The 17,560-nt window shown below is 55.8% G+C and carries 13 protein-coding genes; all 13 read right to left on the bottom strand.

Going from position 1 to position 17,560, the window contains the following annotated elements; all coding sequences use genetic code 11:
- Nucleotides 1-67: 67 nt before the first annotated feature.
- The 13 genes from ACFFT4_RS15660 to ACFFT4_RS15600 all read right to left on the bottom strand — a co-directional run bounded on the left by ACFFT4_RS15660 (nt 68) and on the right by ACFFT4_RS15600 (nt 17,296).
- Entirely contained in the window at nt 68-541 is a 474-nt protein-coding gene (locus ACFFT4_RS15660; protein ID WP_378049138.1) for a DinB family protein, read from the bottom strand.
- Between the two features lie 102 nt (nt 542-643).
- Complete coding sequence (locus ACFFT4_RS15655) at nt 644-1,789, bottom strand: DUF2264 domain-containing protein (RefSeq protein ID WP_378049472.1); 1,146 nt, start codon at nt 1,787-1,789, stop codon at nt 644-646.
- Between the two features lie 935 nt (nt 1,790-2,724).
- The gene (locus ACFFT4_RS15650; protein WP_378049136.1) at nt 2,725-3,411 is read right to left on the bottom strand and encodes a PadR family transcriptional regulator; all 687 of its coding nucleotides are present in this window, start codon (nt 3,409-3,411) and stop codon (nt 2,725-2,727) included.
- A gap of 215 nt (nt 3,412-3,626) precedes the next feature.
- Complete coding sequence (locus tag ACFFT4_RS15645) at nt 3,627-4,352, bottom strand: glycerophosphodiester phosphodiesterase (protein ID WP_378049134.1); 726 nt, start codon at nt 4,350-4,352, stop codon at nt 3,627-3,629.
- Between the two features lie 128 nt (nt 4,353-4,480).
- Nucleotides 4,481-5,917 (bottom strand): serine hydrolase domain-containing protein, encoded by a 1,437-nt coding sequence (locus ACFFT4_RS15640; protein WP_378049132.1) that lies wholly within the window; start codon nt 5,915-5,917, stop codon nt 4,481-4,483.
- A gap of 232 nt (nt 5,918-6,149) precedes the next feature.
- Entirely contained in the window at nt 6,150-7,796 is a 1,647-nt protein-coding gene (locus ACFFT4_RS15635; protein ID WP_378049130.1) for a response regulator transcription factor, read from the bottom strand.
- A gap of 27 nt (nt 7,797-7,823) precedes the next feature.
- Entirely contained in the window at nt 7,824-9,527 is a 1,704-nt protein-coding gene (locus tag ACFFT4_RS15630; RefSeq protein ID WP_378049128.1) for a sensor histidine kinase, read from the bottom strand.
- On the bottom strand, nt 9,520-11,025 hold the full coding sequence (locus ACFFT4_RS15625) for an ABC transporter substrate-binding protein (RefSeq protein WP_378049126.1): 1,506 nt from the start codon (nt 11,023-11,025) through the stop codon (nt 9,520-9,522). The genes ACFFT4_RS15630 and ACFFT4_RS15625 overlap by 8 nt, the downstream gene beginning before the upstream one ends.
- Nucleotides 11,026-11,222: 197 nt before the next feature.
- Nucleotides 11,223-12,062 (bottom strand): carbohydrate ABC transporter permease, encoded by an 840-nt coding sequence (locus ACFFT4_RS15620; RefSeq protein ID WP_378049124.1) that lies wholly within the window; start codon nt 12,060-12,062, stop codon nt 11,223-11,225.
- Nucleotides 12,063-12,073: 11 nt separating this feature from the next.
- Nucleotides 12,074-12,943, bottom strand: a complete 870-nt coding sequence (locus tag ACFFT4_RS15615; protein ID WP_378049122.1) for a carbohydrate ABC transporter permease — start codon at nt 12,941-12,943, stop codon at nt 12,074-12,076.
- Nucleotides 12,944-13,013: 70 nt separating this feature from the next.
- Nucleotides 13,014-14,351, bottom strand: coding sequence for an ABC transporter substrate-binding protein (locus ACFFT4_RS15610; protein WP_378049120.1), 1,338 nt, complete (start codon nt 14,349-14,351; stop codon nt 13,014-13,016).
- Nucleotides 14,352-14,668: 317 nt separating this feature from the next.
- Nucleotides 14,669-15,670: a LacI family DNA-binding transcriptional regulator gene (locus ACFFT4_RS15605; protein ID WP_378049470.1), complete on the bottom strand. Its 1,002-nt coding sequence runs from the start codon at nt 15,668-15,670 to the stop codon at nt 14,669-14,671.
- Between the two features lie 78 nt (nt 15,671-15,748).
- Nucleotides 15,749-17,296, bottom strand: a complete 1,548-nt coding sequence (locus tag ACFFT4_RS15600; RefSeq protein ID WP_378049119.1) for a glycoside hydrolase family 31 protein — start codon at nt 17,294-17,296, stop codon at nt 15,749-15,751.
- Nucleotides 17,297-17,560: the final 264 nt, after the last annotated feature.

Genomic DNA, 17,560 nt, shown 5'->3' with positions numbered 1-17,560 from the left:
CGGAGCTGTCTCCTGTGCAGGTGCGCACAAGAAGCAGCTCCGTTAACCGGAATCAAATCCGCAAAGTCTATTTCCTCATCTCTTGCGTCGGTCCCATGACGCCGGGAACCGGCAGGCCTGCTTGACGAAGCAGCACGGTCATTTGGCCGCGGTGGTGCGTCTGATGATCGATCAGCAGCCGCAGCAGCTTGCCGCGAATCATTTTTCCACCCAACGCGTCAATCTCTTCGGCCAGCTGCTCGTCCGTGAGCTTTGCCGCTTCGTTCTTGTAAGCTTCGCTGATCTCCTCGTATTTGGCCGCGATGTCGGCCACGCTGCCCGGCGCTTGCGTTCCGCGTTCGATAGCAGGAATGTTTAATCCGGCGATCCTCCCGAACCCCGACGCCGTGCTCGTCAAGTGCCAGGCCAGCCAGTTCAACGAGCTATGGCCCTCCACGATCGCAAAATCCTTCTTGTCGTCCGTAATCGATTGAATGACGTTCAGCGTACCCGCCGCCGATACCGTCCAATCCGCCACAAAATCTGCTGCAGTACGATACATTCGATAACCTCCAAGTAATCAGTCTTCCGTTTTATTTTAGATTCCGGGGAGTCGGAAAAGCAAATCCGAGCGGCACGGAGCCCGCTTCCAGCGCTCTCGAAATTACGACTTAAGCGCCGTATCCGCCGGAAAGGCCAAGCCGCTCCACGCTTTCGCCTGGGTCCAGGCGGCTTCTCCCTGCCAGAACGGATCGTTCCCGGGCAGACCGAGCGGCACGAACGCCGCAGCGCATAAGTACAAGCTGCCGGTGGAGATATAGGGCTCTCCCGCGTCCGGTTGATGTCCGCACAGCCCGATCCTCAGCCACCCTTCCGAATCGAACGTATTCGGCGCTTCCATCGTGCGGCGAATGACCGCCGACAGCGCGCATCGTACTTGAGCCGGTGCTATATTCGCCTCCAGCCGGCGCTGAAGGGCCGCCTGCGCCAGATGCTGGAACGCGCCGCAGCGATAAGCGATTGAACGGCCAAGCGGCGGGAACGTGCCGTCCGGTCCGATAAGCCGTTCCAGCTGCGACGCGTAACGCGCGGCCCGCGGCAAAGCTCGTTCGCGGACGGCATGCCAATCCGCATCCAGCGGATGCACGATATCCAAAATATCGATCAGCATCGGCTGAATGACAAAGCTGTTGTAATAATCGGCATGGTAATCCGGCCCGTCTCCGTACACACCGTCTCCCTTGTACCAGTTGTCGTGCTCGCGAATCGCGTAGTCGACGCGCATCGGATCCCATTCTTCGCCTGCCCGATACAAGGCCGTCTCGATCATCGCCGAGAATAACAGCCAGTTGCAATAGGCCGGCTTGCGCGTTCGCGTCGCTCTCAAAGCGGCGATCACGTTCGCTTTGACTTTCCCGCTCAGCTTGTCCCACAGCTCCGTCGGAGCCCTTAGAAGGGCGTGCGCCAAAAAAGCGGCATCGACAATCGGCTGTCCTCCGTAAGTAAAATTCATATAATCCGGCGATTCCGGATCGGTGCCGGCATCGATCGCTTCGCGTGCAAGCTCCGCGCAGGTTCTGCGATGCCGCCCTTCCTCTCCCTCGTCGCTTCCCGTTTCCAGCCAGGGCGCCACCCCGCACAGCACACGGCCGAGCGCTTCCAGATGGGTAAACTTCTCTCTTTCCGTCCCGCTCGTTTCGACAGGCATTTTCAGCTTCAGTTCGCGCCTTGCAAGATGAACGAGCACCGGGTCCGCGATGCGCCTCAACATAGCGATCCAATAAGTACGATCAAGCTGTCCGGAATTCATGTACCTTCCCCCAATGTCCATGTCGTCCTGCGAAGCGGCTGCCCGCACGGATCTTCGAACGGTGTCCCGCGGCAATACTCGCATCCGCACCTGCTCCGTTGCATGCACTCCCGTTCGGTCGTACGCACCCCCACTCAGTCGTACGCACTACCGCCCAGTATCATGCACTTCCGCTCGGTCGCATGCACTACCGCCCAGTATCATGCACTCCCACTCAGTCGTACGCGCTACCGCCCAGTCTCATGCACTCCCGCTAGGTGGCATGCACTACCGCCCAGTATCATGCACTTCCGCTCGGTCGCATGCACTACCATTCTAGCAAACCCCGGCTCGGCCGCACAGCATGAAATGGAAGCTGGCCTCGGGCAGCCCTGACAGCACCATTGGTGGAACAAGACATCCCTTGAGCGGCGAAGGCACTTTTGTCGAAGACGACGTCTGACCCGTTCGCTTGCATTCGTTCTCTGAGGCTGTTGGGAGACTCGATTGACGGGGTTCCGGAAATCTTCTCTGTTATCTGACATATCATCGGAGCCCTGTTGCGAGATAACTCTTCTTTTCCTGAGAGCCCCATCGAAGCCGATGCGGATAATCGATTCTGTAGAACATCCCGGTCCGGAAAGCGGCTTTTGGCGCGGTGATAATCGATTCTGTAGAACATCTCGGTCCGGAAAGAGGCTTTTGGCTCGAAGATAATCGAGTCTGTAGAACATCCCCGCCCGGAAAGCGGCTTTTCGCGCGGTGATAATCGGTTCTGTAGAACATCCCAGCCCGGAAAGAGGCTTTTCGCGCGAAGATAATCGATTCTGTAGAACATCTCGGCCCGGAAAGCGGATTTTATACTTCCGGCGCCCAAAAAATCCGAGCGGCCTCGCAGGCGGCTCGGATTCTATGCTTGGCCTTCTTATTCGGTCCGCAGCGTGATGGGCGACGCTTTACTCGGACGAATCTCCTTGCGGCGGAGTCGAATCCGGCGGGATTGAATCCGATGGGGTCGAATCCGAGTTCGCGGCCAAATCCTCCTGCAGCTTAACCATCAACCGGCGGAATCGCTCCGCTCTTTCGGAATTCGGCTGCTGGCGAGCCGCTCCGGCCTCGTCGAGAAGCAAACGAACCGCTTCCGGCCACTGTTTAATAAATTCCCGCAGTTCGTACCTGCCGGCCCGCCCATCCGGACGACGTCCGCCCCGGTGCTCCCAGCGGCTCTCCGGTTCAGCCCTTCCGACGGCCGCCTGCTCCCGGAGATAAGCTTTCCCTTCTTCCGTAATTCGGTATAGTTTCTTCCCGTCCTGTTCGCTGCTGCTGACCAACTGCATATCTTCAAGCAGTTGAAGGTTCGGGTAGATGGAGCCCGGACTCGGAGAATACATTCCGCCCGTCTTCTCCTCCATCGCCTTGATCAATTGATATCCGTGCATAGGCTCCGATTCCAGCAATTCCAGCAGCGCCAATTTGAATTCGCCCCGCATGAAAAAGCGTTTGCCTTCCCCGCGGCCTCCCGGTCGACCCCACCCTCCGCCATGAAACCGGCTGAAAAAGCGTTCCTCCCGACCGCCTTCATAAGCGTGCCGTACCCAACCGTGATTCCGTCCCTGCCGATAGCGATCATCGTTTCCTTTCATTCCATTCACGCTCCTCAATACGATATATCGTTACTTTTATATTTTATAACGATATATCGTATTACGTCAACTCTCTCTGAACAGAATGTCCTTCTAAGAACAAAATGCTTTAAAACAGAAAGAAGCCGTGCGCAAGCACGACTCCCTCACCTGCCACCTGCAGATTCCTCGAACCCACAGTCGCGCAGCCCGATTCCTCGAGCCCACAGTCGCGGTCAAAGCGCTCTCTCCCTCTTTAATCGAACCAGCTCGTCAACCGCCTTTGTCGTGATCTGATCGACCCCCATCGCAACTAAATTTTCCATATCCCGACGCTCGTTAACCGTGTACACCCAGACCTTCAACTGCTGGGCACGGGCCTGCTCGACCAATTCCGGCAAACAATCGGCATAATGCAAATTAAGGCCGTGATAACCCTCCGTCCGCGCCTTGCGGCATACTTGTTCGACATAGAGCGAATACCGGCTCCGTTCCGCTCTCGCCGAGGAAGGCGCATTCCATAAAACCCGAATATCGGGATGCCGGATCGTAAGATCCCCGCTCTCTCCGGTAATATAGGTTCTATCAACCAATTCGTACCGCCTCACGAGTCGAATCGTCGGTTCGATCGCTTCCTCGGATTTGATATCCAGATTGAGCCGGATGCGGTTCATCGCGGCAATGTCCAGTATGCGCTCAAGCCGAACGACATCCCGCGTCTCGTAAATCGGGCCGAGCCGCGCCCGGATTTCCGGGGCGTTCAGTTCCTCGTAAGTCTTTTCCCGAAACAATGGCGAATCGTCATGGAACAGGATGGCGGTTCCGTCCTTGGCCGCTCTAACGTCCACCTCCGCCACATCGGCTCCCGACGCGATGCCCTCCATGAACGATTCAACCGTATTATAGGGCGTGTTCAAACATCCGGTATGCGCCCCGATCATCGGAAACCCGTAAGCCGTCATCCCTTCCCCTGCCTTCCCATTCTCTTCGCTCCCCACTCCATCCGCAATCGGCATCAATCGCAGCCCTATCCGTAATCGTCATCGTTACGGACGCATCCGACTCTCTCGCATCGTCCACCCGCTCACACTCAAGCCCGGCCTATAATTTGGGGACTATCTTTCTTGTCGGCAAACTCCTGCACCTCGATTTCGATGGTACCGTCATCCATCGGACGAACGACGACGTCAAAGGTGAACGGCGTCTCCACGAAACGAAGCTTCAGCCTGAATGTCTCCGAATCGCTCCATGCGATGCTTGCCGCGACCGTCTGTTCCGAATCGTCGAGCAGCGAACAGACGCTCTCCCGCCAGACGCTCCGGCCAGCCGAGACGTACTGTTCTCCACGCGAATTCACCATCGTAACGGAAATCCGGTCTTCATCGAAAACGAACGCCATCGATTCCAGTTCAGCCGAATTAGTGTCGAGCCGATAGACGATTCCGTTCATCCGCTGCTCCGCGGCCGGGTTGGCCGCTTCCGCGGACGGCGGATCGTAGCGCAAGGATTGAAGCCGTTCCGTCAGCGACCGGGCCGTTCGATCGTTGTCCCCGATCGGTTCCGGTCTCATCGCCGGCAGCAAGTTGTCCCAGACCGCCTGCATAATGGCGCCCATATTGTCCGTACCCGACGTAACCGCTACGACCGCCGCCTGCTCCGGCAGCACGATGCAGAATTGTCCGTACGCGCCGTCTCCCCGATAAGCGCCATGGCGGCATCGCCAAAACTGGTAACCGTACCCCTGATGCCAATCGTTATCCGCATCGCTTCCGTTGTCGATCTGCTTGGAGGTCGCCTCCTCCGCCCAGCCCTCCGGAAGTATTCTTTTCCCTTCCCAAATCCCCTTTTGCAGGTACAGCAGACCGAACTTCGCGATATCCTCCACAGCGACGCGCAATCCCCACCCGCCGGCGGCGATGCCGCGCGGACAGGTTTCCCACGTCGCGTTCGCGATGCCCAGCGGCTCGAGCAGACGCGGACCCAAATACTCCAGAAGCGGAACCCCGGTTACCCGATGCAAAATAGCGGACAGCAGGTACGTCGCGCCGGAGTTGTAGACGAAATGGGTTCCCGGAGGATGAACAACCGGCTGGCTCAAAATCGCCTTCGCCCAATTGTCCTCGCTCCGATCGCTGCCGAGGGGCACGGTATCCTTCTCGTGGCCGGTGCTCATCGTCAGCAAATGGCGAATCCGCATTTCCTCCAGCAGCGGCGACGCCTCGTCCGGCAGGTCCTTGGGAAAATAGCGGACGACCTGATCGTCCAGCGAGAGCAACCCCTCCGCGGCGGCGAAGCCGATTGCCGTCGAGGTAAAGCTTTTGCTAAGGGAGAACAGCATATGCCGATCCTCTATTCGATAGGGCCGCCAGGCTCCCTCGGCCACGACGTGCCCGTTCCGGACGATCATGAAGCTGTGCGCCTCGATCGATTGACCGGCGAGATCGTCCAGAAAACCCGCAATCGCTTCCGAGGGGATGCCTTGCGCTTCGGCCGTGCTTCTTGGCAATGTTACCGCCGCTTGTTTCATTGTCGGTTTCCTCCGTTCATGGCCCGGGTTCACGTACACCCGAATGGCTGATGACTGCGCTTTCAATTTGTCACCCAATATTTTAGAAGATATGCCCCCTTTTGTATACAGATGCTCTCGGCTTCGCCTATTTCAGGATTTGCGGCCTCTGGCTTCGCCCGTTCCAGAATCTGCTTGCCCGGCTCCCCGCGTTCCAAGATCACGGCCCTCGGCTTCACCTTTCCCGGTCGCGTTAGTCCCCGCTCGAGTCCTCGTTCTTGTTTTTGAAATCCTGGGGAGTCATGCCGAAGTGGCTTTTGAACAGCTTGATGAAATATTGCGGCTTCTGATAGCCGACCTCCAGCGCGATCTGGCTCACCTTCAGCTCCTTGTGCTTCAGAAGCTGAACGGCCTTATCCATTCTCAGCCGCAGGACGAAGGCGGAGAAATTCTCGCCGCTTTCCTGCTTAAACAAGTTGGACACGTATACGGGATGCAGATGCACGTAGTCGGCTACCGCTTGCAGCGTGACTTCGCGCAGATGCTCCGCCACGAAACGGTATACCCGCTCCATCAGCTCGGACCGCAAATTGTCGGAACGCCGGCTGCTGCTTTCCTTGAGGAGCTTAAAGCTGACGAACGCCCACTCGCGCAGCGGCACCGCGCTCCAGCTGGCCTCCGCCTTCAGCATCCGGTCGATGTCCCTGCCGAACACCTCGAAGAAACGTTTGCCCTTTTTATGAACGTAATACGTAAAAGCCTGGAGCAGCGCGGTATAGATTTCGAATCCATACTCGTTCGTGTTGCCCGCCTGGCAGTCGAGCTCGTCGAAGATCGCCGTCAGCTTCTTCTCGAACGCGCCCCACTGCTCGACGTCGATCAACTGCATCAGCGTCGGGGTCGCGTACAGGGAGGACAATGGCCGCAGCTCGATCATCGTCCGGTCCTCGACCACGTTCAGGTAGCTCTCCGTCTGATAGCCGATCAAATCCGAATACGTGGACAAAGCCGCACGGTACATGCCCGCCAAGTCGCGACGAACCGTTTCTCCGGGGCTAACGACGATCGAAACCTTCATTTTCAAATACAACTTCACTTGGCGTTGAACGTGTCTGGCCAGATCCTCGAGGGAACCGCCCGCTTCCGGCTCGCCCCTGCCACTGCCCCGGCCGGAGCCTACCAGCGGCTGAACGAGCATGATGAAGTAATCGTACGGGTCCTTGCACTGCCAAATGCGATAACGCTCCGAGAATACTTCCTCCGCAATATTGCGCAAGGCGTATTCCAGGAGGGAGACGCTGTACAGATCCGTAACCGCGTAATCCTCTTCGACTCGGATGCAGAGCAAAGCGGCGGGCTCGTCCAAGTCGAAGTCCAGACGGTACAGACGGATTTTCTCCTGCAAAGCGACCGCGGGCACGGCTTGTCCCGAGAGCAGGTCCGACAGCAGCGATTCGCGGAGCCTTGGCAAGCTTTCGCGGAACAGCTCGGCGAGCTTCCGCTGATCGATAAGCTGCTTGCCTTCCCGCTCAATCTCGGCAATCAATCTTCGCAGCGTCAGTTCGAGCTCATCGTTGGGCACCGGCTTGAGCAAATATTCGGATACGCGATTTTGCAGCGCCTCTTTGGCATATTGAAATTCGTCGTGGCCCGTCAGGATTACCGTTTTCAGGTTACGGCGTTTTTCATTGATGCAGGCGATAAGCTCAAGCCCGCTCATTCCGTTCATCTGGATATCGGTTACGACGATGTCGATCGAATGATAAGCGAGCAGCTCCAGCGCTTCCTCGCCGGAATAGGCTTTGTGCACGGCGGCAATGCCCATCCGCTCCCACGGAAGCGCGATTGCCAGGCTGTCGACCAGATGGGTGTGATCGTCCACGAGCAAAATTTCGTACAAGGCAGCCCTCTCCTTCCTTCCGTTCCTCTACTCCGGGCATTTCCAGATCAGTTCCGCGCACACGCCGCCGAGCGGCGATTCCCGCAGCGTCAGTCCGGAACCCTCTCCGTACAGCAGCTTTAACCTTTGATGCACGTTTTTCATGCCGGATTCGATCTCCTCGGTGTTGGCCGCGCGAAGACGATGGTTCATGGCCTCCATGACGGACGGCTCCATCCCGACGCCGCTGTCTTCAACCGTTAACCGCGCATGATCGCCGTCCGTCGTTCCCCGGATACGGATCATCCCGAATCCGCTTTGGTTTTTGAAGCCGTGCACGATTACGTTCTCCACGATGGGCTGAACGATCAGGCGGGGAACCTCCATCCGCAGCGTGATGGGCTCGACTTCAATCTCGTACTCGAATCCGTCCATCAGCGAGCCGTTGATTTGCAAATAATGGGACACCATGTCCAGCTCTTCCTCAAGCGTCGCCAGCTTCCTTCCGGTCTTCGTCGTGTAGCGGTAATACTTGCTTAAGCTCATCGTCATCGCGATCGCCGATTCCTTCTCCCCCAGCTCGATCATGCTCTTAATATAGGCCAGCGTGTTGTACAGAAAGTGCGGGTTGATTTGCGACTGAAGATGCTTAAGCGTCGCCTCCTTGGAACGCAGCTGCTCCTTGAAGACGTCTTCGATCAGCGCTTCGATCCGGGAAGCCATCGAGTTAAAGCGGTCGTACACATATCGAAACTCCCCCTTCGGCCTGTCCTTCATCCGGATGGAATAGATTCCTTTCTCGATCAGATTCATGCTCTGCATAAGCTTGCGAAACGGAATCTGCACGTTGCGGTAGACGACAAAAGCCAAAAAAATCGCCATGAACAGCATCATGGAGCTGATCGCATAGAACATCGTGCGATTGCGTTCGATCGGCGCCATAATTTGCGAGATCGGGACGTAATCCACGACGTACCACCCCAGAGAATCCACCTTCTGATAGTGGATTTGATAGCTTGAGCGCCCCGCCTGACTTAGAAAATACCCGTTGTCCAACGACAATTCGGACTGGAACCCTTCCAACAACTCGTCTATCAATTCGCGGTCGGAAGAATAGTTATAGATCGGCGCGCTGCCCGGCTGGTACAGGAAAGGATCGCCCGAGCCGCTTGTTTTGAAATCGGACAAGGCGCTTTTGATTTCGACCACGTCCATTTTCACAACGACCCGCATATCGGAATCGTCCTGCGCTCCCGAGCTCCGCGGGTAAGATAAAACCTCCAGGAAATAGGCCCCATCCGGATCCTCGAAATATTGCCACGTCATATCTCCGTCGGGCAAACGCGCAGGCAGCGCGTTCAGGCTCGAATTGCTTCTGATCGCGTTCCCCGCCTTCGGATAGGAGACGGCGATGACGGCCTTCCATTCCCCGTAGCCGGCCAGCCGGTTGATCTCCTCGGACACCGTGCGGACCGTTCTGTATTTTTGCAGAATGTCGTCGAGCAGATCCGGATACGCCAAATTGCGAACGTCCGTACTCTCGTACAGCATTTTTTGATACGTATCCAGCTGAAGCAGCGTATGATCCAGTTGGCCGGCGAACGTGCCGATCTGGTTTTGCTTAACCTTCATGATTTCATCCTTCAGCAGATCTACGCTTGTTCGGTTGGAGAACGCATACAAAATCAAGATCGGGGTAAGCAGGACAAACAGCGTCGACGTCACCTTCGCGAAAATGCCGAAATTATTCATGCCCGTCCCCCGTCTTCTCGCGAAAGGCCTGAAACTGATTGCGAACTTCTTCGAACACGATATCGAGACCGGCCTTCTTCAGCGAATGAACGGCCTGCTCGTAGCCTTCGTCATAGCCGACAAGTCCGAAGTTGATCGGCTCGAATTTTTCCTTGTAGACGGTCAATACTTTGGCCAGTTCGTTTTTAACGGGCTCCTCGTTAAAATGAAATCCGAACAGCTTGGAGATTTTGGCCGCGTCGTCGTTATGCAGCATATCGTCGATCACTTCGTCATCTACGATCGAAGGCGGGGTGAAATAGTTTTTGTTTCTCCACATCCATTCGTACATGAGCTGGTCGTTCGTAAGCAGCCGGATCTTCCCGTCCTTGAGCTCGTAATCCTTGCCTTCCACGCCGTAGATAATAAACATGTAGTTTTCCTTGCTTTGCAGTATCCAGTTCATAAACTTCATGGCGCGTTCGGGGTTTGCGGCGGCGGAAGGAATCATATACGCTTCGTTGCTGGGCGCGGTAATATATTTGGGCTTGTCGGGCGACAGGTAATACTCGCGAAGCCTTGCCTTCGGATCGGCCTTCTGGGCCGTCTGCCAATTTTCCATCGCCCGCGAGACGGCACCGACGCGGAAGAGCAGCTTTCCGGCGTTCTCCTGATCGATCTTGGCCGCCGGATTCCCGACGAGATCCGTGTCGATAATCCCCTTCGCCACCCAGGATTCGCGAATCCGAACGGTCTGCTCGTAAAGCTCGGATTCCACGTAGTTCATCAGCTCTCCCGTGTCTTCGTCCACCGCGAACAGCTGGCGCTCGTCGAGCATCGTGTAGTTTTTGTCGGTAATTTCCCTCCACAGAATGTCCAGGCCGCGGTCCGTCTCCAGATAACCGTAATAGCCGGGGTCTATCGCATGCATTTTCTCATAAAAGGATTCCAGATCGTCGATCGTGCCGATCTCCGTCATGCCAGCCTTTTCCAGCAAATCCTGACGAACGAGCACCGACGTAAACTTGCCCGCGGACGTGAACGCTTGGGACGGAATCGCCCACTGCTTGTCTTCTATGCGGTGAAGCTTGAAGTTATCGGCCGGAATATTCGCGATCAGATCGGCGCCGAAGCGTTCGAGCAATTCGTCGAGCGGCTGAATGTAGCCCTGGCTCATATAACCGGAGACGAAGGGCGTGCCATACCAGAACAAGTCGTACTTTTCCCCCGTGGAGAGGGCCATTTCCAGCTTCTGCTGATAATTGGCCCACGGGATATAGGTCAAATCCAGCTCCATGTTCAAATCCTTCTTTAAGCGAGCGTTAAGCTCGTTATCCACGAACTCCCGCATCCGCGCGGATTCGTCGCCGGGCATAATCATTTTCAGCTTGACGAACGGGTCCGCCCCGCCCCCGAACGCGGACGGCGTATTCTCCTCGTACCCGTCGCCCCAGCAAGCGCTTAACAATAAGCCGACCAATACGAGCGCCGAGACGGCCAATCCCGTACGTTTGCGCATGAAGCAGAGAACCCCCATTCGGCGTAAAAGCAAATCAGACCCTCATCTTGCCGGGCCTGTCTCCCTTTCAGGTTACATGATCCTTCGGCCGTTGAATAGGCCCGCAATTCAAGAATCCATGCCCGAAATTTAAGGACAAAGAGCCTCCGTCCCCTTAAACGGCGGGACAGAGGCTTGCGCTTGGCATGCTCCTCCGATTATCCTTTATGCGCGCTGAACGCCACGCCTTCAATAAATCGCTTCTGGAAAATAAAGAACAGGACAATCATGGGAATGACGGCCATAAAAGCTCCCGCCATCAGCACGGGATAGTTAGTCGCGAACTTGGAGACAAGCGTCGCCAATCCCGCGGACAAGGTCAGCTTTTCCGGAGAGCTGTTGATGATCAGCGGCCACTGCAGTTCGTTCCACGCCCACAGCAATTGGATGATGACGACCGCGACGAGCGCCGATTTCACGAGCGGAAGCATAATGTGCCAGTAAATCTGGAACGGATTGCACCCATCGAGAATGGCGGCCTCCTCCAACTCCTTCGAGATGCCCAGGAAAAACTGCCTCAGCAGAAAGGTGGCAAACGGGCTGATAAGCGCCGCGATCCACAGCGCCGTCACCGTGTTGACCAGCCCCAGCTTGCTCATCATTAAATATTGCGGGGTGTAGAAGACCGGATTCGGCACCATCATGACGGAAATGATCAGAAAAAAGCAAAGCGTCCTTCCCGGGAACCGGATTCTCGCGAAGGCGAAAGCCGCCATGGAGCTGAACACAATCGGAAACACCGTCTTCATCAATGCCGAGAACGCCGTATTGAGATAGTAATATTTGAAAGAGGATTGCACGAAAGCCTCCGTGTAGCTCTCCCAGCGGAAAGAGGACGGGAATATTTTAACCGGGATCTGCGTCGCTTCCATCGGCGTCTTGACGGAAGTCAGCAGCATCCAGACAAAAGGCAAAATCATCGCTACGGAGGTTAAAATGAGCACCGCATGAATGACGATATTCGTTTTCTTGTGGGTTAGAGTCCCGCTGCCGTTCATCTCGCGCCTCCTTAGTCGTAAACGACCCATTTTTTCTGGAAGAGAAACTGCAGTCCCGTCAGAATCAAGTTAATGAGCAGCAAAATATTCACGATGACAGCCCCGTAGTTCTGGTCGTAATAGACAAAAGCGTTCTGGTAATAGGCGTATACGAGCGATCTGACGGAAGGCAGCGCCACATTGGTTTTGCCGATAAGCAAATAAATCGAATCGAAAATTTGCGAAGCCCCGATCATCAGCACGACCGTCGTGAAAAAGAGCGTCGGAGTCAGCAGCGGAAGCGTAATGTAGCGAAACTTGTTGAACCTGACGGCGCCGTCGATCTCGGCCGCCTCGTACAGCGTTTTGGGAATTCCCTGCAAGCCGGCCAGAATGAGCAGCATATTGAATCCGATCGCCGCCCACACGCCTACCATAACGACGGAGTACATGGCGAACCGAGGGTCCGACAGCCATGAAATGTGCGTGCCCAAAATATAATTCAGCAAGCCGTAATCCTGCGCGAACAAGACCACCCACACCATGGCGGCCGCCGCCGGCATCGTGACCTGCGGGAGAAAGAAGATGACGCGGTAGGCGGATTGGCCTCTGATTTTGGCATTCAGCAAAACGGCAAAAAAGGTCGATAACGCAATCGTCAGCGGCACGAACAGCACCATGTAATAAAGCGTGTTGCGCAGATTTTGCCAAAACTCCGCGTCGCGAAACAGCTTCTCGTAATTTTGAAACCCGACCCAGTGGCTCACCATTCCGAAATTTTCGGATTTCAGGAACCCCAGATAAAGAGAGTAGAGAGCCGGCCAGCTCCAGAACACCAATGTTCCGATCAAGGTGGGGGCTATCATCATGTACGCCCATGCATATCTGCTTCTCGAATTCATCGCCGTCACCTCACTGGATTATCGGAGAGGGCGTCCCCTAAGCGGACTTAGGGGACAGCCCGTTCATTCGTTATTGCGCTTCGGCGATCGCCTGGTTCATCATTTCGGCGACTTTACGGGCGCCTTCTTCGATGGAAATGGCTCCGCCCCACGCTTGCGACATGATCTCCGACTCCTTGGCGAACCAGACGGGATACGATTTCGATCCGCTTGGATACGGAGCCGCATCCGCGGCTTGATCGATGAATACCTGCAGGTTCAAATCCGGCTTCGACTTGACCCATGCGCCCTGCGTGTCGTTAAACGCCGGGATCGCCGCGCCCATCTCCGCGGTAATTTCGGCCGCCCGCTTGGAGCCCAGGAATTCCAGGAATAAGCCGGACTCTTGCTTGTGCTTCCCCTGCGCCGACATCACGTTGCCGAGGCCGTTAATGATGTTGCCGCGCTTCACCTTCCCTTTCGGCAGCGGGGCCCAGTTCCATTTGCCATGGATGATTTCGCTGCTGTCGATGTCCCCGTTGCGCCAGGAGCCTTCGAAGATCATCGCCAGCTTTCCGGATTTGAACATCTCCGTCGAATCGGTGTCCGTAAGCTGCTGATGCGTCGGAGACGCTTTATCGAGCACCATCTGATAACGGAACTTCAAGGCTTCGATCGAGGCGGGATCGTCGTATCCGGATTTGGTCATATCGTCGTTCAGAATATAACCGCCGTTCGCCAGCATATCGTTCCAATAGCCGACTTGCGTATCCATCTTGGCCGCGAAACCGTAAATGCCTTTGTCGGGCTGGGACAGCTGCTTGGCCACTTCGGCGAGCTTGTTGTAATCCCATGTATCGTCCGGATAAGGGATGCCCGCCTGGTCGAACAATTCTTTGTTGTAAGCAAGGCCGATCGTGTCGAAGTCTTTCGGAACGCCATAGTTCTGGCCGTCCAGCGAATAGATGGAGCCAAGATTCGAGGCGTAATTGTTCAGGTCGATGACGCCGGCCTGCACTTTATCCGTAATCGGTTCAAGGAAACCGCCCGTTCCGTATTTAATGAATTGACCCCCGTGCATCCAAAACACGTCGGGCAATGTGCCGGCAGGAGCGGCGGCGGACATCTTCGTCCAATAATCTCCCCAAGGGATAACCTCCACCTTGACCTTGATGTTCGGATGCTGCGCGGTAAACTCGTCGGCGATCGCCTCCATCGCGGGCTGCTGGTTTTTGTCCCAAATCGTATAGCTGATTGTAACCTCCTTGGCCGATTGCTCGCTTGCGGGCGGACTGGCCTGCTCGTTCGAAGCCGATTCCCCGGCTTTGTTGCCGTTCTTGTCGCCGTTGCCGCCGCAAGCCGTCATCACCATCGCGAATGCGAGAATCGCGCCCAATACCAGGCCGGATTTTTTGCTTTTATGCCCCACGTTCGGTTCCCCCTTAAAATGATCCTCATTTCGGAATTTCCAAGGAAAATTTGCGCAAATTTTCCGCATCCATCATCACCAGCGCTATTGACCTCTTCATCATAAGCCTTCGAAAAACACAAATAAAGGCCGGAATCTTAAGATTCCGGCCCCATTTTTAAGAATATGATTGAATTCCTCGTAGATTAAACACCTCTTATTTGACACGACCCACTTTGTTTATTTGCGCAAAAATTTGATCATCTATTTGCGATGCCGCTAATCCCCCTCTATCGCTCAGCGTTCGATGCATCTTTTCTTATACGACAGCTCCCGAACTAATTTCTATGCGGAGCCTTCCCGCACGAATCCCGCTCGATAAGCTCCGTCTTTAAGCTGATATTGACTTCCGAAATGTAGGGGTTCGTCATGAGCTCCGTAATCATTTTAACGACCAAGGGACTGATATCGTACCTGAACCTTCTTACCGTCGTAAGAGGCGGCATCGTAAACTCGGACAGCTTCAGATCGTCGAACCCTGCCAGAGACACGTCCTTCGGGATTTTGAGCTTCAGCTCGGCCAAGCCTTTCATCACCCCGAAGGCAATCATATCGTTAAACGCGAATATGCCCGTAAGATCGGGGTGCCCGGCCAGCAGCTCCTTCACGGCTTGATAGCCGTGCGCCGGATCGAAGGCTCCGAACCGCACTTTGGTTTCGTCCCATTCGAGCCCCAATTGGCGATAGGCGTCCCGACAGCCGCGCAGCCGATTTTCGTTCACCAAATGCCGGATCGGACCGGCAATCAGACCGATCTTCCGATGTCCGAGGCTGTGCAAATACTGAACGACCTCGAACGCGCCTTTGCGGTTGTCGTAATCGACGAAGTTCTGCGAGCCTTCATAGCTTCTGCCGTTCGTCACCAAATAGGGAATGCCGCGGCGAACAAGCTCGTCGACCAGCTTGTCGTCCGCATACGGATCGAACACGACCGCCGCATCCACCTTTTTCTCCGCCAGCAAGCGATAGGCCGGCGAAGAAACGGAGAGCTCCGCGCTGCGGGCCGTCATATGAAATTGATGCCCCTGAGCCTCGAATTGCTCCTTCAAGTCGTTCAAGTCGGCGGAAGAGGACGGATCGTTATCGAAAAAATCATGGGCCTCGGGTACAAAGACGGCAATGCGGTAAGCGACTCCGGGAAGCCTCGACGGGGAGATGCCCGGCTTCAAATATTCGCTCGCAAGCTCCAACACCCTGCGTCTCGTTTCCTCGCTAAAATTCCCCTGGTTATTGATAATCCGGGATACGGTGCTGATCGATACGTTCGCCTTGTCGGCAATTTCCTTGAGCTTGATGGGCCCCTCTCCTCCAATCCGGTACCTCTATGCTTTTCATCTTAATGAGCGCCGCCGAACGAGTCAAACCGACGACGCCTCGCGGCGATACCAAGGCAGACGAGACAGCGGAGCTTGCACGGTCAGCTTGATCGGGCCTTCGACCCTGCTTCCGTCCTCTCCCTGCCATATTCCGTCCGGGAACGCGATTTCCCTGCTTGTCTCTCCTTTGCCGAGTACGGGGGCAGCCAGAATCGAGCTTCCGACCATATACTGATCCTTTACGAATTCGAGCCCCGCCTCCGGAAATTCGAATGCCATCGCCCGCAAGATCGGGGTTCCTTCCCGGGCCGCTTCGTCCGCAAGCGACAGCAGCTCCGCTCCCAGACGTTCCCGCAGCCTCGCCGCTTCGAGGCAATAAGACGCCAGCCGTTGATCCAGCGCCTTCCACGGCGCCGTGGAAAATTGCATCATCGGAAACAGCGCGGAGCATTGGGCGTACCGGACGAACAGTTCCGGATCGAACGCCCCTCCGCCCAGATCGCCGTCCCAACCGCCTCCGACCATGTCCGGGCAATTAAACGCAAAGCCGACGAGCCCTTGGGCGATCGAATTCGGAATAAGCGCCCGTATTCCGTCCTCTCCCCAGCTATGCGGTTTATCCCTTAGCCTTTGCATAAGCGGCGCTCCGCCCGCCTTCCAGCTTGCGCGATATTCGCTGAGCGGATAGTGCAAGCCCATAAGGCTGTAAGCCGCGCAATCTTCGTTAGGCACATCCGTCCCTTTCCACCGGTATCCCGTTACCCAATCGCCGTTCACATCGTCGGCAGGGTCTCCGGCATCGAACTTGAATCCGTCGATGCCGTATCGCTCCGCCAATTCGTCCAACGCCCCCTTAAACCACGCCCGCGATTCGGGAAACGTATAATCCAGAACGGCGCTGCAGCCGTTCCACCATCTGCGGAGAGCGGTCTTCCCCTTTTCGTCCGCAACCAGCAAGCCCTTCTTTTCCAGCTGTCTTCCCGTTTGACTGTCCGGGCTGACGTACGGGCATACCCACAGCATCACCTTAAAGCCCAGGTCATGAAGCGCATCCGTCATCTGCTTCGGATCGGGAAAACGCAGCGGATGGAATCTCCAGGTCCCGTAATCCTCCATCCAGTTATCGTCGATAATCAGCACGCCCGGCGGGAAGCCCTGCCGGATAATCTCCCGCGCATAATCCATCGTCTTCTGCTGCGTCGGTTCGTAATGCATCTCCATCCAGGTGCAATATTGCGGGGCGGTAATCGCAAGCGGATCGGGCGTGCGGCCCTGCGCGGGAAAATGTCTCCCGGCCGCTTCGCGGAAAGCTTCCTTAAGCGTGCCTGGGCGCCCTTCGCGCAGATTTACCGTCTCCTCGCAATCGATGCTTAACGTTCCGTCACGGAATTCGAAACGGAACGGCCTATCCTGCCAGATATACCGGCCCCGGTTGGATACGAGAAAAGGAGCCCCGGAATTCTCGAACAAGTTTCTTAAATCATGTTCGACGTCGGCCGCGCCGTAAGGCATGCGAACCCCGTCGTGGATCGCTCCTCCCCACCAAAGCTCGTTCTCCAGCAATTGAATTTCCGTTAATTTCAACGCCATCTTGGTGCGCTCCCGCCTTTAGTAAAATTTTTGCGCAATTTATTTCAATTTTATATTCCGCAATTTCCTCCGTCAACTGTTGTAATAAAAAGACGACACCAGCTCCGCTTGTTCGGAACAGGTGCCGTCTTCACCCCGCCAACTTCTCTGTTACGTACAACTTTGAATTATCGCTGAATATAAGGGTGGCTCGTTGGGCGAAAACAGAGCTTTTCATACCTGAACTGTCGGTTTCCTCTAAGCGCTGAATGGCATACCCAAATA

It is taken from the genome of Cohnella cellulosilytica (assembly GCF_042431195.1).
GTDB lineage: Bacteria > Bacillota > Bacilli > Paenibacillales > Paenibacillaceae > Cohnella > Cohnella cellulosilytica.
Note: the sequence above shows the minus strand (reverse complement) of the source record. Positions and strands in the feature narration are given on the sequence as shown.

Excerpts from the sequence above, each read along its gene's own strand:
- ACFFT4_RS15660 (WP_378049138.1), bottom strand. The coding sequence starts at position 541 with ATGTATCGTACTGCAGCAGATTTTGTGGCGGATTGGACGGTATCGGCG.
- ACFFT4_RS15655 (WP_378049472.1), bottom strand. The coding sequence starts at position 1,789 with ATGAATTCCGGACAGCTTGATCGTACTTATTGGATCGCTATGTTGAGG.
- ACFFT4_RS15650 (WP_378049136.1), bottom strand. The coding sequence starts at position 3,411 with ATGAAAGGAAACGATGATCGCTATCGGCAGGGACGGAATCACGGTTGG.
- ACFFT4_RS15645 (WP_378049134.1), bottom strand. The coding sequence starts at position 4,352 with ATGACGGCTTACGGGTTTCCGATGATCGGGGCGCATACCGGATGTTTG.
- ACFFT4_RS15640 (WP_378049132.1), bottom strand. The coding sequence starts at position 5,917 with ATGAAACAAGCGGCGGTAACATTGCCAAGAAGCACGGCCGAAGCGCAA.
- ACFFT4_RS15630 (WP_378049128.1), bottom strand. The coding sequence starts at position 9,527 with ATGAATAATTTCGGCATTTTCGCGAAGGTGACGTCGACGCTGTTTGTC.
- ACFFT4_RS15625 (WP_378049126.1), bottom strand. The coding sequence starts at position 11,025 with ATGCGCAAACGTACGGGATTGGCCGTCTCGGCGCTCGTATTGGTCGGC.
- ACFFT4_RS15620 (WP_378049124.1), bottom strand. The coding sequence starts at position 12,062 with ATGAACGGCAGCGGGACTCTAACCCACAAGAAAACGAATATCGTCATT.
- ACFFT4_RS15615 (WP_378049122.1), bottom strand. The coding sequence starts at position 12,943 with ATGAATTCGAGAAGCAGATATGCATGGGCGTACATGATGATAGCCCCC.
- ACFFT4_RS15600 (WP_378049119.1), bottom strand. The coding sequence starts at position 17,296 with ATGGCGTTGAAATTAACGGAAATTCAATTGCTGGAGAACGAGCTTTGG.